The organism is Streptomyces fragilis (genome assembly GCF_003112515.1).
Taxonomy (GTDB): domain Bacteria; phylum Actinomycetota; class Actinomycetes; order Streptomycetales; family Streptomycetaceae; genus Streptomyces; species Streptomyces fragilis.
This window is the reverse complement of the sequence record NZ_BEVZ01000008.1, coordinates 376,775-391,163: the sequence shown is the minus strand read 5'-3', so window position 1 is coordinate 391,163 and position 14,389 is coordinate 376,775. Positions and strand designations below refer to the sequence as shown.

At 74.0% G+C, this 14,389-nt stretch carries 13 protein-coding genes; 4 read left to right on the top strand and 9 right to left on the bottom strand.

Annotated elements, in window-relative coordinates; genetic code table 11:
- Positions 1–138 precede the first annotated feature (138 nt).
- The 7 genes from Sfr03f_RS26275 to Sfr03f_RS26245 form a co-directional block, all read right to left on the bottom strand.
- Positions 139–555 (bottom strand): DUF2752 domain-containing protein, encoded by a 417-nt coding sequence (locus Sfr03f_RS26275; protein WP_245967759.1) that lies wholly within the window; start codon positions 553–555, stop codon positions 139–141.
- 34 nt (positions 556–589) lie between these two features.
- Positions 590–1,612, bottom strand: a complete 1,023-nt coding sequence (gene fbaA / locus Sfr03f_RS26270) for a class II fructose-bisphosphate aldolase (RefSeq protein WP_108956632.1) — start codon at positions 1,610–1,612, stop codon at positions 590–592.
- Positions 1,613–1,809: 197 nt separating this feature from the next.
- Positions 1,810–2,358, bottom strand: a complete 549-nt coding sequence (gene pyrE, locus Sfr03f_RS26265; RefSeq protein ID WP_108956631.1) for an orotate phosphoribosyltransferase — start codon at positions 2,356–2,358, stop codon at positions 1,810–1,812.
- Positions 2,359–2,392: 34 nt separating this feature from the next.
- Positions 2,393–3,202, bottom strand: coding sequence for an aldose epimerase family protein (locus Sfr03f_RS26260; RefSeq protein WP_108956630.1), 810 nt, complete (start codon positions 3,200–3,202; stop codon positions 2,393–2,395).
- A 39-nt stretch (positions 3,203–3,241) separates the two neighbouring features.
- Complete coding sequence (locus Sfr03f_RS30415; protein WP_159105737.1) at positions 3,242–4,504, bottom strand: hypothetical protein; 1,263 nt, start codon at positions 4,502–4,504, stop codon at positions 3,242–3,244.
- 103 nt (positions 4,505–4,607) lie between these two features.
- The gene (locus tag Sfr03f_RS26250) at positions 4,608–6,290 is read right to left on the bottom strand and encodes a polyamine aminopropyltransferase (RefSeq protein WP_245967758.1); all 1,683 of its coding nucleotides are present in this window, start codon (positions 6,288–6,290) and stop codon (positions 4,608–4,610) included.
- Positions 6,291–6,427: 137 nt separating this feature from the next.
- Positions 6,428–6,985: a DUF2617 family protein gene (locus tag Sfr03f_RS26245; RefSeq protein WP_108956628.1), complete on the bottom strand. Its 558-nt coding sequence runs from the start codon at positions 6,983–6,985 to the stop codon at positions 6,428–6,430.
- A gap of 254 nt (positions 6,986–7,239) precedes the next feature.
- Between Sfr03f_RS26245 and Sfr03f_RS30410 the strand changes: the two genes are divergently transcribed.
- The 3 genes from Sfr03f_RS30410 (at position 7,240) to Sfr03f_RS26230 (ending at position 10,445) form a co-directional block, all read left to right on the top strand.
- A complete protein-coding gene (locus Sfr03f_RS30410) occupies positions 7,240–7,551 on the top strand; it encodes a hypothetical protein (protein WP_159105736.1) in 312 nt (103 codons plus the stop codon).
- A gap of 264 nt (positions 7,552–7,815) precedes the next feature.
- Positions 7,816–9,021 (top strand): pyridoxal phosphate-dependent aminotransferase, encoded by a 1,206-nt coding sequence (locus tag Sfr03f_RS26235; protein WP_108956627.1) that lies wholly within the window; start codon positions 7,816–7,818, stop codon positions 9,019–9,021.
- 182 nt (positions 9,022–9,203) lie between these two features.
- Entirely contained in the window at positions 9,204–10,445 is a 1,242-nt protein-coding gene (locus tag Sfr03f_RS26230) for a hypothetical protein (protein WP_245967772.1), read from the top strand.
- Positions 10,446–10,483: 38 nt separating this feature from the next.
- Here Sfr03f_RS26230 and Sfr03f_RS26225 read toward each other — a convergent pair whose 3' ends face one another.
- On the bottom strand, positions 10,484–11,014 hold the full coding sequence (locus tag Sfr03f_RS26225) for a type III secretion system chaperone family protein (protein WP_108956626.1): 531 nt from the start codon (positions 11,012–11,014) through the stop codon (positions 10,484–10,486).
- 140 nt (positions 11,015–11,154) lie between these two features.
- Between Sfr03f_RS26225 and Sfr03f_RS26220 the strand changes: the two genes are divergently transcribed.
- Complete coding sequence (locus Sfr03f_RS26220) at positions 11,155–11,649, top strand: hypothetical protein (RefSeq protein WP_108956625.1); 495 nt, start codon at positions 11,155–11,157, stop codon at positions 11,647–11,649.
- 77 nt (positions 11,650–11,726) lie between these two features.
- Here the strand turns inward: Sfr03f_RS26220 and clpB are convergent, their stop codons facing one another.
- Positions 11,727–14,321, bottom strand: coding sequence for an ATP-dependent chaperone ClpB (gene clpB, locus Sfr03f_RS26215; protein ID WP_108956624.1), 2,595 nt, complete (start codon positions 14,319–14,321; stop codon positions 11,727–11,729).
- Between the last annotated feature and the right edge of the window lie 68 nt (positions 14,322–14,389).

Genomic DNA, 14,389 nt, shown 5'->3' with positions numbered 1-14,389 from the left:
CCCCCCCCCCCCCCCCCCCCCCCCGGGACCACGAAGCCTAGGTCCCGGCCCGCCCGCTGGGTACACGCTGGAGTGAACGTGTCAAATTCGTGATCGGACCGAGATTCTGACGGCGCTTCAGGACCGGTTCAGGGGGCATCAGAACAGGTTGCGGACCACCGTCCAGGCGACCGCCGTCAGCAGGACGGCCGCCTGCGCCCGCCTGCTCAGCTTCGGCCGCCAGCGGCGCCCGCGCAGTCCTTCGACGGCCCAGCGGCCCAGCATCACCAGCGCGAGGGGCGCGACGAGCAGCAGCACCCGGTTGTCCAGCCAGGCCTGCGCGAGGTGACCGTGCATCAGGTCGTAGACCATGCGGCTGGCCCCGCAGGCGGGGCAGAGCAGCCCGGTGACCCAGTTGAAGGGGCAGCGCGGCAGGAACTGGCCGGCCTGGTGCGGGTCGGTGACGTAGAGGTACGCGGCCCCGACGGCACCGGCGGCGAGCACCGCGAGGGGTGCCGCCGCCGGACGCCGCAACAGGCGGGCGACCCGGTCCACGGGGGAAGACGGTCCGCTCACGACTCCCCGGACCTTCGCACGCCGCCCCGGACCCTTACTTGATCTTCGTGCCCGCCGAGCGCAGGGCCTGGCAGGCCTCGACGATGCGGGCGGCCATGCCGGCCTCGGCCAGCTTGCCCCAGGTGCGCGGGTCGTAGGTCTTCTTGTTGCCGACCTCGCCGTCCACCTTCAGCACGCCGTCGTAGTTGCGGAACATGTGGTCCGCCACCGGACGGGTGAACGCGTACTGGGTGTCGGTGTCGATGTTCATCTTGACGACGCCGTTGTCCAGCGCGGTGGCGATCTCCTCGGCGGTGGAGCCGGAGCCTCCGTGGAAGACGAAGTCGAACGGGTCGGCCTTGCCGTAGCGGGAGCCGACGCCCTCCGCGAGCTCCTTCAGCAGCTCGGGACGGAGCACCACGTTGCCCGGCTTGTAGACGCCGTGCACGTTGCCGAAGGAGGCGGCCAGCAGGTAGCGGCCCTTCTCGCCCAGGCCCAGCGCCTCCGCGGTGCGGATCGCGTCGTCGACCGTGGTGTAGAGGGAGTCGTTGATCTCGTGCGTGACGCCGTCCTCCTCGCCACCGGTCGGGGTGATCTCGACCTCGAGGATGATCTTCGCGGCGCGGGCGCGCTCCAGCAGCTCCTCGGCGATGGCCAGGTTGTCGGAGAGGGTCTCCGCCGAACCGTCCCACATGTGCGACTGGAAGAGCGGGTGGCGGCCGGCCTTCACGCGCTCCTCGGAGACCGCCAGCAGCGGACGCACGTAGCCGTCCAGCTTGTCCTTGGGGCAGTGGTCCGTGTGCAGGGCGACGGTGATGTCGTACTTCGCCGCCACGATGTGCGCGAACTCGGCCAGGGCGACGGCGCCGGTGACCATGTCCTTGTTGTGCTGGCCACCCGCGAACTCGGCGCCGCCGGTGGAGATCTGGACGATGCCGTCGCTCTCCGCCTCGGCGAAGCCGCGCAGGGCCGCGTGCAGGGTCTGGGAGGAGGTCACGTTGATGGCCGGGTAGGCGAACTTGCCTGCCTTCGCCCGGTCGAGCATCTCGTTGTAGACCTCGGGGGTTGCGATGGGCATCCTGTCCGCTCCTTGGTGGTTCTGCGGGTTTTGTCCTTGCCAGCCCTGACCTTGGTGACGTCGTCGTCGGGGCCCATCTTTCCAGACGCGGGCGCCGGCCCGGACGCGCGTCTCGGACAGTGGCACCCGCGCCGGGCGTACCGGGCGTTTCCCGGCGGAGCGGCCCGCCCCGGGAGGCCGGGGCGGCCGGGGCGGCCCTAGTCCAGGCCGAGGTCGTCCTTGGAGTAGGCGAAGCGGTAGGGGACGCCGGCCTTGTCCTGGATGATCTCCGCGGCCCCGGTGGCGCGGTCGACGATCGTCACGACGGCGACGACCTCGGCGCCGGCCTCCCGGACCGCCTCGACGGCGGTCAGCGGCGAGCCGCCGGTGGTGGACGTGTCCTCGACGACCAGCACGCGGCGGCCGGCGATGTCCGGGCCCTCGACCCGCTTCTGCAGACCGTGCGCCTTGGCCGCCTTGCGGACCACGAACGCGTCCACGGTCCGGCCGCGCGCGGCGGCCGCGTGCAGCATCGCGGCGGCCACCGGGTCGGCGCCCATGGTCAGGCCGCCGACCGCGTCGAACTCCAGGTCCTCGGTGAGGTCCAGCAGCACCTGGCCGACCAGCGGGGCCGCCGTGCCGTCCAGGGTGATGCGGCGGAGGTCGATGTAGTAGTCGGCCTCCAGCCCGGAGGAGAGGGTCACCTTGCCGTGCACCACGGCCTTGTCCTTGATCTGCTGCAGCAGCTCGCCGCGAACGTCGCTCATGCCCGCCAGCCTAGTTCGCCCGGCCGAGCGGCCCTCACAGCCGCCGCCACCGCCAGGTGGTGGTGGCCTCCAGCGGTTCCAGCGGCGTCACCAGGCGGGGAGCGGTGTTGAGACCGTTGGGCGGGCCGGTCTGCGGCTCGACGCACAGGGCGGCGTCCTGCTCGTCGTAGAGCACCACCCACTTCTCCGGGCTGGTCACCCGCAGCTCCAGCCGCTCGGGCCAGACGACGGCGACGTCCACGCCCCCGGGCATGCCGAAGCAGTCGTCCCACGGGCCGGGCAGCGGCTTCTCCAGGCGGCGGCCGGTGGGGAGGTGGTCCTCGCCGCGCTCCTCCTGCCAGGCGGCGTCGAACTCCAGCCGCGCGCCCTCGCCGCCGCCGAGGGGACCCTCCAGTGTCCGGTTGAACCAGGGGTGCCAGCCGAGCTGCGCCGGGAAGGAGGACCCGTGGGTCTCGATCGCGAGGGTGAGGGTCAGCGACTCCTCGGTGAGGGCGACCACCTGGGTCAGGCGGGCCGGGTAGGGCCACGGGTCGGCGAGGTCGAGGGTGATCACCGCCTCGTCCGCCCCCTTGCGCGCGGTGCGCCAGGCGTGGTCGCGGGCGGTGCCGTGGATGGCGTGCGGCGGGGCGTTCAGCGGCATCTGCTGCGTGGTGCCGCCGTCGAGGAACCGCCCTTCGCGGATCCGGCCGCACCAGGGAGCCATCGGGAAGCAGCCGTACCGCTCCCCCTGGCGCAGGAGTTCGACGCCGCCGATGCGCAGGCTGGTGATCCGTCCGCCGTTGCGGGGGCTGACGGTCGCCTCCGCGTCGCCGGTGGTCAGGGTGAAGTCGTCATGGGTGCTCACGGCCCACGACCCTACTGGGGACGCGCCCCGGTCGCGCGATCACCGCTGACGGCGCAGCGCCCGGGTGACGGCGATCGCGCCGGCGGCCACGGCGAGCGCCGCGGCGGCGGGGGCCGCCCACCGCAGGGTCCGGTCCGCCACGCCGGACTGCGGGGCCGGCACCGGGGCGTACCGTCCGCGCGGCGGGGCGTGGTCGACCTCCTCGGCGCTGCGGCCGATCATCGTCCGCCGGGCCTGCGCGGGGTCGGCCATGGCGTCGCCGTCGGGGTCCTCGGGGAACAGCGCGGCGTCGTCGAGGCCGTCACCGTCCGTTTCGTCCTCGTCCGCTTCGTCCTCGTCGAAGTCCGCCCCGGGGTCCAGCGACGGCGGCGGCACCGGCACGTCGAACACCGTCCCCCGGGGCCCCGCCCCGGCCCCCTCGTCCGTGCCGGCGTCCTCGCCGCCCTCGTCCGCGCCCTCGGCCTCCGCGCCCTCGCCCGCATCCGGTGCCTCGGCGCGGGCGGCCTCCGCACCGCCCTCCGCACCCTCGGTGTCCTCGGCCTCCGCCTCGTCGTCCGCGCCCGGCTGCCGGGCCTCGGACTCCGCACCGGTCCCGCGGGCCTGCGGCTCGGCCCCGGCCCCGGTCCCACCGGCCTCGGGGACCTCTTCCCCGGCCTCGCCCGCGTCCGCGTCGTCGCGCGCGGTGGGGGTCTCCTCGGTCGTGCCGGTGGCCGCTTCGGCGGGGGACGCGTCGTCGGCGTCGGGGCGGGCGTCGAAGTCGCCGTCCGCGCCGGGGGCGAACTCGGGGACCAGGGGCTCACCCGCGCCGGGGATGACCTCCTCGTGGCCGTCGCTCGTCACCGCCGCGCTCCCCTCCGCCGGGCCGTCCGCGTCCTCTCCCCCCTGCCCCGGGAGGTCCTCGGCGAACCGTTCCAGCAGACGGGTCAGCGCCCCGTGCACGGCGTCCGGCTCGAAGTCGGTGATGCGCCCGGTCGCGGTGGCGGAGGCGTCGAAGTGCAGCACCGTCCCGTCGGACCGGGGGCGCAGGGTCAGGCGGACGGTGGCGCGGACCGTGCCGTCGCCGCGGGACTCACCGCCCTCCGCCTCGGCGACGAAGACGCCGTCGTCCTGCCGGGTGACGTCCAGGGAACCGCGGTACGTCACGCTGCTGCCCGCGACCCGCAGCTTGAGCCGGCCGACGAGGCCCTCGGCCGCCGCGGCGTCCCGCTGCAGGCCGTGGACGGCCCGGGCGACCCGCTCGCGGTCGGCGAGCGCGGCGGCCAGGCGGCCGGCGGGGACCGGAACGAACACCTCATGCTCCATGTCTCCCGACACTACCGAGGGGAACGCGAACCGCACCCCGGCCGGAAGCCGTTCGGCACAGCTTTTCCATGCCCACGGAGCGCTTCGCGGGCCGTCCGCGCCGTCAGTAGCGCGGGTGCGCCAGCGTGGAGGCCGGGAGCCCGGCGACCCTCGTGCGCCCGGCGGCCCGCTCCGCCGCCATGAGGGAACCTTCCTTCAGGGTGCGCGGCCGCGGTCCCCCGGGCGCCAGCCCGAGCCGCGGCGCGGCCGGCCCGCCCGAGGCGAGGAACAGTCCCCACTCCCGGCCGGCCGCCCCGGTGACCCGGTACGCCGCCGCCCGCAGGCCCGCCGCCCGCAGGGTCGCCCCGACCGTCCAGTACGCCCGGGGGCTGCCCGCCGCGGACCCGGCGTGGACCGCCAGCCGCCCGTGCGGCGCCATCACCCGCCGCGCCAGCCCGTAGAACTCACGCGAGTACAGCTTGGCGCTCGCGGTGTTCCCCGGGTCGGGGAGGTCGGCGATCACCACGTCGTACGGCCCGCCCCGCCCCGCCCTCAGCCACTGGAAGGCGTCCGCGGCGCCGACCCGCACCCTGGGGTCGTCGTACGCGTGCCCGTTGAGCGCGGCGAGCCCCGGATCGGTGCGCGCCAGCCGGACCAGCCGCGGGTCGGCGTCGACCACCTGGACCTCCCGCACCCCCCGGTGACGCAGCACCTCCCGCAGGGCCAGGCCGTCCCCGCCGCCCAGCACCAGCACCCGCTCCGCCGGGCCGTTCATCGCCGGGTGCACCAGCGCCTCGTGGTACCGCCGCTCGTCCCGCCCGTCGACCCGCAGCCTGCCGTCCAGGTAGAGGCCCAGCGGCCGCCCCGGCCCGCCCCCGGTGAGCGCGACCACCTGCCCGTCGGTGCGCAGGGACACCCGCAGGCCGTCGCCGTACAGCGCCCGCCCCGCCGCCCGCTCGAAGTCGTCGGCGAGCACGGCCGCCGTACCGAGCAGGGCCAGCACCAGCACGTTGGCGACCAGCAGCGTCCGCCGCGCCCGGCGGCCGAGGTCCCGGCCGAACAGCCCCAGCACCAGCGCCGCCCCCACCACCGCGTTGACCCCGCCGGTGAGCAGCGCCCCGGTGAGCTGCCCGAATCGTGGCAGGAGCAGGAACGGGAAGGCGAGGCCGCCGACCAGGGCGCCCACGTAGTCGGCGGCGAACAGGTCGGCGACCGCCCCGCCCGGGTCCTGCCGCCGGATCCGCTGGATCAGCTCCATCAGCAGCGGCACCTCGACGCCGATCAGCAGCCCTGTCGCCAGACAGACCGCGACCAGCACCACGCTGGGGCCGTCCCGCCACAGACCGCCCCAGGCGCCGGTCCAGGCGAAGACCGCGTACAGCGCCATGGCGCTGCACCCGCCGACCAGCGCGAGGGCGGCCTCCACCGCCCCGAAGGCCGCCGCGGCACGGCGACGCAGCCGCTTGGCGGCCAGCGAGCCCAGGCCCATGGCGAAGACCATCACCGACAGCACCACGGACGCCTGGGTGACCGAGTCGCCCATCAGGTACGAGGCCATGGCGACCAGTTCGAGCTCGTACACCAGCCCGCAGGCGGCGCAGACGAACACGCCCGCGAGCACCAGGAACCGCGCCGTCCCGGGGGGCAGCGGCAGCCGCGCCGCACACCCCTGACCGCCACCGCCGCCCCGGGCCGCACGGTCCGGTCCCTGCCGCGGGCCGCGGCCGTGGTCGTCGCCGGTCCGCCCCTCAGCCCTCTTCTCAGGTCGGTGGGCCGGTGGTGCGGGTGGGGCGTGCGGTTCGATCACATGACGACCGTACGTCATCGATCGAACACCCATCGTCACCCACCCGGGTGGTACTGGCGCACTCGCGGCGCGTTGGCTCCGACCACGCGCCCACCGCGTGCGCAACGGTCGTACGGGCCGGCGCGGGGCGTGCCGGGTCAGCGCAGGGCGCCCACCGGCAGCCGGCCCATCCCGGTGACCGTCTCGGCGCCGACCCCGAGGCCGACCGTGGTGCGGGTCGCCACCAGCTGTCCGTCCTGCGGATAGGCGTGCCAGGTGCGCCAGACGGTCTCCCCCTGGGTGCGCTGCGCGAGCAGCGCGGTGAAGGCGTGGGGACTGCCGGGGAAGACGCCCACCAGCCCGTTCGGATGGTCGGACACCAGGGCGATCAGCTCCTGGGCCCGCCCCGCGAACGCCCCCGGGGAGAGCACCTCCACCCGGGCCGCGAACTGGTACTCCCAGCCGCTCACCCGCTTGGCCACGCCCAGCGGCAGCGGCGTGCTGGAGCCGGGGATGCAGGCGACCGTCTCCGAGCAGGCGCCGTCCTCCCGCTCGAGGATCACCTGGTGGGAGGCGCCGAGCAGCCTCAACTGGATTCGCACGTCGGTGAGATCGAGGTCGAGCGCGGCCAGGGCGGGCAGCGGTTCACGCCCGAGCGCCCAGGCCAGGTCGGACGCACGCGTGTCGCTGTACGGGGTGTTCAGGGTCGTGAGCATGGGTCGGCTCCGCTAGCGCGCAGAAGGGGATGAAGGACCGGCGCCCCTGGGGCCGGCACCAGGGGAGGACGGCTCTGCCCCGGCCGGGAAGGCGGCCGCTTCAGGTGGCGCGGCCGTCCGCGGGGCTGCGTCGGCGAGTAGAGAAAAGCACGAACGTCGGTGACGCCACAGCGTTTTTACCCAACTTCGTCGGCTTTCCATCCTTCGGTGGGTTCTTCAGCTCAACTGTTCAACGACGAACCCTGATCGCCCAGTTGTCCGAATCCACGACGACGTCCGCCGCGGCTTCGCACCCCGGCGGACGTCCACGACCCGCGACGGCTCAGCTTCCGCCGCCGCACCCGCCGCCGCCCCCGCAGGAGGAGCTGCTCCCGCACGACGAGGAGCTGCTCCCGCACGACGACGAACCGCTTCCGCAGGACGACCTGGAGGAGTCGCCGGAGTCGCCGGACGACGACCCGCTGTCGGCGGCCCACCAGCCGCCGGCGCCGGCGTCGGCTCCCGAGTGCGAGGAGCTCGAGCTCGAGGACCTCGACCGCGAGGACGACCCCGACACGCGGCCGTGACGGACGCTCCCCACCCTCCGGTCGACGACGGCGGCGGCCCGCCTGTTCACGGCGATCGCGAACCCCACGAGAAGAACCACCGGCACGATCACCACGAACACCACGATCACGCCCACACCGACGGCACTGAACACAGTTCCGCCCTCCTTCCACGCTCCCCCGAAGCGCCCCCCGTGGGCCCCTCTCTCCGCAGCGTGTCCCGGTGATGCCCGACGCCGCAACGGCTCAACACAGAGTTGAGCAAGGCCAGAGGTTGGGCGCAGGATGGCCGCCATGAGCATCCCCGACCGGGCGGTCCGCCCCCTCCTCAACCGCCGTCTCGCCGAGTTCGGGACGACTGTCTTCGCCGAGATGTCCGCCCTGGCGGCGTCCACCGGCTCCATCAACCTGGGCCAGGGCTTCCCCGACACCGACGGCCCGGAGGAGGTCCGCGAGGCGGCGGTGCGGGCCCTGCGGGACGGCCGGGGCAACCAGTACCCGCCCGGTCCCGGCGTCCCCGAGCTGCGCCGGGCGGTGTCCGAGCACCAGCGGCGGCGCTACGGCCTCGCCGTCGACCCGGACACCGAGGTGCTGGTGACCGCCGGGGCCACCGAGGCGATCGCCGCGGCCATGCTCGCCCTGGTGGAGCCGGGCGACGAGGTGGTCGCCCTGGAGCCGTACTACGACTCGTACGCCGCCTGTGTGGCGATGGCCGGAGGCCGCAGGGTCCCGGTGACGCTGCGGCCCCACGAGGGGACGTTCCGCCTCGACCTCGACGAGCTGCGCGACGCCGTCACCGACCGGACCCGTCTGCTGCTGGTCAACACCCCGCACAACCCCACCGGCACGGTCCTCACCCGCGAGGAACTGGCGGCCGTGGCCCGGCTCGCCGTCGAGCGCGACCTGCTGGTGGTCACCGACGAGGTGTACGAGCACCTGGTCTTCGACGACGCCGAGCACGTGCCGCTCGCCTCCTTCCCCGGCATGCGGGAGCGCACGGTCACCATCTCCTCCGCGGGCAAGACGTTCTCCTTCACGGGCTGGAAGGTCGGCTGGATCACCGGCTCGCCGGAGCTGGTCACGGCGGTCCGCTCGGCCAAGCAGTTCCTCACCTACGTCTCGGCCGGGCCGTTCCAGTACGCGGTGGCCGAGGCGCTGGCCCTGCCGGACTCCTACTTCGACGGCCTGCGCGCCGGCCTCACCGCCAAGCGGGACCTGCTGACGGCCGGGCTGGAGGAGGCGGGCTTCGGCGTCTTCCGCCCGTCCGGCACCTACTTCGTCACCACCGACATCCGCCCGCTCGGCGAGAGCGACGGCGTCGCCTTCTGCCGCGAACTGCCCAAGCGGGCGGGCGTGGTGGCCATCCCCACCGCCGTCTTCTACGACGACCGGGAGGCGGGCGCGCCGTTCGTCCGGTTCGCCTTCTGCAAGAAGGACGAGGTCCTGCGGGAGGCGGCCACCCGCCTGGCCTCCCTCGCCGACCGACGCTGACGGGCTGCGCCGGCACCGCCCGGCGCCGACGACGCCCGCCCTGACGCCCGGCGCGGTACCGGCGACGGCTCGGCCACGCGGCGCCGGCGCTGAGGGACGCACGGGCGGGAACCCCGGCGGCACCCGGCGTGCCGTGACCGTTTTCGGGCGAATCGCCCTGCATCGTGCGTGGTGTGAACCCGATGCTCGCCGCCCTCGTACCGTCGCCCGCCCGCCGGAGGACCACCCAGGCGGAGCCGCCCGAGCCGCCCGGGTCGCCGGAACCCCCGGTGTCCGGCGGGCGGGCACGCCGCGCCGTCCCCACCGTGGTCACCGCGGTGGGGCTGTTCGCCGCCGCCCGGCTCACCGGCGTCCTGGTCCTCACCCTGCTGGCACACGCCCACGGCAAGGACGCCACCACGCTGCTCGGTCGCACCTGGGACTCGCTCTGGTACATCGGCATCGCCGCCGACGGCTACGGCGAGGTCCGCCAGTACACCCGGCTGGTCCTCGACGACCTGGCGTTCTTCCCGCTCTATCCCTGGCTGATCCGGGCGGTGACCGCCGTGCTGCCGATCAGCGGCGGCGCGGCCGGGGTGCTGCTGTCCTGGGGCGCGGCGGCCGTGGCGGCGGCCGGGATCTACCTGGTCGGCCGCCGGGTGCACGGCCGTGGGGCCGGCGTCCTGCTGGTGCTGCTGTGGGGGCTGACGCCGCACTCGGTGGTGCTGGGCCTGGCCTACACCGAGCCGCTGCTGACCGCCCTGGCCGCCTGGGCGCTGTACGCCACGATGACGCGGCGCTGGCTGTGGGCCGGCGCGCTGGCCTGCCTGGCCGGGCTCTCCCGGCCCAACGGCCTGGCCGTCGCGGCGGCGGTGGCGGCGACCGCCGCGTGGCAGGTGGCCGTGCTGGCGCGCCGGCGGAGCCTGTCCGTCCACACCCTGTGGAAACCGGTGGCGGGGACGGCTCTCGCTCCCCTCGGGTGGGTGGGCTTCTTCCTCTGGGTGGGCCTGCGGCGGGGCGATCCGCTGGGCGGCTACTTCGAGGTCCAGCGCAAGTGGGGGTCCGCCTTCGACCTCGGCCGGGGGAACCTGGAGTTCGTCGGTCACCTGCTGCGCCACCCGGACAAGCTGGTGTTCACGGTGGCGCTGGTGATCGTGCTGCTGGCGGTGCTGCTCCTCGGGCTGCTGATCGCGGACCGGGCGCCGCTGCCGCTGATCGTGTACAGCGCGGTCCTGCTGCTGATCGCACTCGGCGGGTCCGGCTACTTCGCGTCCAAGCCGCGGCTCCTGCTGCCCGCCTTCCCGCTGCTGCTGCCGCTCGCCGCGGCGCTGACGCGGACGGCGCGAGCCCGGCCCCGGCACGCGACGCTGGTGGTCGCGGCCCTGGCCGGGCTCTCGTTCGCCTACGGGGCGTACCTCGTCGTCATGGCGACGTCGCCCCTGTGAGGCCGCCGGGCGGGACGTCGCCCGCGCGCGGCGGACGCTCAGGCCTCGTCGTCCGGCTTCTCGGACTCGTTGACGTCCTGCTCCAGGCCCAGCTGCTCCACCAGCCACTTGTCGAACTCGATGGCGGCGCGGACCCAGCTGACCGTGGAGGACACGAAGTGCTCCAGGCTGACGCCCATGCCGATCAGCATCTGCGCCTCGCCGATGAGGCGGACGGTGCCGTCGTCGTGGGTGTGGGTGTAGACCTTGGGCCACAGGGTGCGGCGGTTCCAGTCGTCGATGGACTCCAGGAGCTGCGGCTTGGCCTCGATCTCGTGCGGGCGGTCGTAGAACGTCCGCACCGAGAAGATCGCCTGTTCGTTCTCGCCACGGAACATGAAGTACGTGCGGAAGCTCTCCCACGGGGCGGCGAGGTCACCCTCGTCGTCCACCACGTACTTCAGCTCCATCTGCTCGAGAAGCTGCTTCACCAGGTCCTGATCCGGGACAACGGGGCCCGCCGGTCCCTGGGGCTGCGGCTCGGGCTGCTGGCCCCCGAAGTTCGGAATCGAGGACGGGTCGATGCTCACCGTAATTTTCCCTTCGTATGGATCTCCGGCCAGTCTCCCCCACGGGGGGAGGGGGGCTGCAACCCCTGGGCCGCGCGGGACGTCGTGTATGGCGTGATCCGACCCGGTTGGCGGTCGGCGCGACACGGGAGGGGGCCGGCGTGGCGGACGCCCGCGGACGGAAGACCTGGCGGGTGGTCCTGATCGCCCTCGCCGCGGCGCTCGGGTGCGCGGCCCTGGCGGCCGCCTGGTACGCGGGGGCCGCGGCCGACGCCCCGGACGACCGGGACGCCCGGGACGCCCGGGACGCCCGGGACCAGCGGGGTGCCACCGCCCAGGAGGCCCCCTGCGCCGAGGCGCTCGCCTTCGCCGGCGGCACGCTCCCCTCCGGCGCCACCGACGCCAGGTGCACGGTGCAGACGTGGTTGGACACCCACTACCGGGCCGACTTCCGGATGCCGCGTGCGGAGGTGGCCGACTGGACGGCCCGGAACTGGCCCGCGATCGAGACCCGCACCGAGTTCTGCCATCCGGAGTCCGCCGCGCTGTGCGCCTCGACGGACAGCACCGGCGGCCGGGCACACGCCCTGAACGTCACGGTCACCTACGAGGACGCCGGCACCGCCCGGGTCCGCCTCGAGGCGTTCACCACCTGACCGGGCCGGAGCCCGCTCCGCGACGAGGGCCGTGCCCCCGCGCGTACGGCGGAGGCACGGCCCTGGGGCTCGGTCCGTCAGCCCGCGGTGACCGTGAGGCCGGCGCCGGGCTCGGGGGCGCGGTCGACGCGGACGGTGTCGCCGTCCTTGATCTCCCCGGAGATGATCTCCTTCGCCAGGGTGTCGCCGATCGCCGTCTGGATCAGGCGGCGCAGCGGACGGGCGCCGTACGCCGGGTCGAGGCCCTTCTCGGCGAGCCAGGCCAGCGCGGGCGGGGTGATGTCCAGCGTGAGGCGGCGCTCCGCGAGCCGCTTGGACAGGCGGCCGATCTGGAGCTCGGCGATCCGCTCCAGCTCCGCCTTGGTGAGGGCGGAGAACACCACCAGGTCGTCCAGCCGGTTGAGGAACTCCGGCTTGAAGGACGCCCGCACGACCTCCAGCACCTGCTCCCGCTTGGTCTCCTCGCTGCTCAGCGGGTCCACCAGGAACTGGCTGCCCAGGTTGGAGGTGAGGATCAGGATGGTGTTGCGGAAGTCGACCGTGCGGCCCTGGCCGTCGGTGAGGCGGCCGTCGTCGAGGACCTGGAGCAGGATGTCGAAGACCTCCGGGTGGGCCTTCTCCACCTCGTCCAGCAGCACCACGCTGTACGGCCGCCGCCGTACCGCCTCGGTGAGCTGGCCGCCCTCCTCGTAGCCGACGTAGCCGGGGGGCGCGCCGACCAGCCGGGCCACGCTGTGCTTCTCGCTGTACTCCGACATGTCGATGCGGACCATCGCCCGCTCGTCGTCGAAGAGGAAGTCGGCGAGCGCCTTGGCGAGTTCGGTCTTGCCGACGCCCGTCGGGCCGAGGAAGAGGAAGGAGCCGGTCGGCCGGTCCGGGTCGGCGATGCCGGCCCGGGTGCGACGCACGGCGTCGGAGACGGCGGCGACGGCCTGCTTCTGGCCGATGAGCCGGCGCCCCAGCTCGTCCTCCATCCGCAGCAGCTTGTGCGTCTCGCCCTCCAGCAGGCGCCCGGCGGGGATGCCCGTCCAGGAGCCGACCACGTCCGCGATGTCGTCCGGGCCGACCTCCTCCTTGACCATGGTGTCGTCGCGGGAGGCCTCCGCCTCCGCCTCGGAGGCGGCCTCCAGTTCCCGCTCGAGGGTCGGGATCTCGCCGTAGAGGAGCTTGGAGGCGGTGTCGAAGTCGCCGTCGCGCTGGGCGCGTTCGGCCTGGCCGCGCAGCTCGTCCAGCTTCTCCTTCAGCTCGCCGACCCGGTTGAGGGACTGCTTCTCCTTCTCCCAGCGGGCGTTGAGGCCGCGCAGCTCCTCCTCCTTGTCGGCGAGGTCGCGCCGCAGCCGCTCCAGGCGCTCCTTGGAGGCCTGGTCGGTCTCCTTGGACAGGGCCAGCTCCTCCATCCGCAGCCGGTCGACGGAGCGCTGCAGCTCGTCGATCTCCACCGGGGAGGAGTCGATCTCCATGCGCAGCCGGGAGGCGGCCTCGTCGACCAGGTCGATGGCCTTGTCCGGCAGGAACCGGGAGGTGATGTAGCGGTCGGACAGGGTGGCCGCGGCGACCAGGGCGCTGTCGTTGATCTGCACCTTGTGGTGGGCCTCGTAGCGGCCCTTGAGGCCGCGCAGGATGGCGATGGTGTCCTCGACCGACGGCTCGGCCACCAGCACCTGCTGGAAGCGCCGCTCCAGGGCCGGGTCCTTCTCGATCCGCTCGCGGTACTCGTCGAGCGTGGTCGCGCCGACCATCCGCAGCTCGCCACGGGCCAGCATCGGCTTGAGCATGTTGCCCGCGTCCATCGCCGAGTCGCCGCCGGCGCCCGCGCCGACCACGGTGTGCAGCTCGTCGATGAAGGTGATGATCTGCCCGTCCGAGTCCTTGATCTCGGCGAGCACCGTCTTGAGGCGCTCCTCGAACTCGCCGCGGTACTTGGCGCCCGCGACCATCGCGCCGAGGTCCAGCGACACCAGCCGCTTGTTCTTCAGCGACTCGGGCACGTCCCCCTTCACGATCCGCTGGGCGAGGCCCTCGACCACGGCGGTCTTGCCCACGCCGGGCTCGCCGATGAGGACCGGGTTGTTCTTGGTGCGGCGCGACAGCACCTGCACCACGCGGCGGATCTCGTGGTCCCGGCCGATGACCGGGTCGAGCTTGCCCTCGCGCGCGGCGGCGGTGAAGTCGGTGCCGAACTTCTCGAGTGCCTTGTACTGACCCTCCGGGTCCGGGGTCGTCACCCGGCGTCCTCCCCTGATCTTCTTGAACGCGTCCAGCAGCTTCTTCGCGTCGGCTCCCTGCCGGGACAGCACGTCCCCGGCCGCACCGCCCTTGGCGGCGACGCCGATCAGCAGGTGTTCGGTCGAGACGTACTCGTCGCCCAGCTCCTTCGCCCGCTGCCCGGCGTCGGCCACCACCGCGAGCAGGTCGCGGCTGGGCTGCGGGGGCGCGACCGTCGAGCCGGTCACGCTGGGCAGGCCCGCGAGCACCTTCTCGGCGCCCTGCCGCACGGCCGCGAGGTCGGCCTCGACGGCGGCCAGCAGGTCCAGGATGTTCTCGTTGTCGGCACCCTCCAGCAGGGCCAGCAGGAGATGTGCGGGCGTCAGGTCCGGATGTCCCTCGGTCACCGCGCGGCTGCTCGCCGCGTTGAGTGCCTCCCGGCTCCTGTTGGTCAGCTCGGCGTCCACGTCCGGTTCTCCTCCCTTGCCCGCCCGTACGGCCCGTGCGGATGTCACGACGCATCCAGACGTCGGTT

Bases quoted from the DNA above. Each gene is read 5' to 3' on its own strand.
- pyrE (WP_108956631.1), bottom strand. From the start codon at position 2,358: ATGAGCGACGTTCGCGGCGAGCTGCTGCAGCAGATCAAGGACAAGGCC.
- Sfr03f_RS26230 (WP_245967772.1), top strand. From the start codon at position 9,204: ATGCTCGCCGCCCTCGTACCGTCGCCCGCCCGCCGGAGGACCACCCAG.
- Sfr03f_RS30415 (WP_159105737.1), bottom strand. From the start codon at position 4,504: ATGGAGCATGAGGTGTTCGTTCCGGTCCCCGCCGGCCGCCTGGCCGCC.
- Sfr03f_RS26245 (WP_108956628.1), bottom strand. From the start codon at position 6,985: ATGCTCACGACCCTGAACACCCCGTACAGCGACACGCGTGCGTCCGAC.
- Sfr03f_RS26235 (WP_108956627.1), top strand. From the start codon at position 7,816: ATGGCCGCCATGAGCATCCCCGACCGGGCGGTCCGCCCCCTCCTCAAC.
- fbaA (WP_108956632.1), bottom strand. From the start codon at position 1,612: ATGCCCATCGCAACCCCCGAGGTCTACAACGAGATGCTCGACCGGGCG.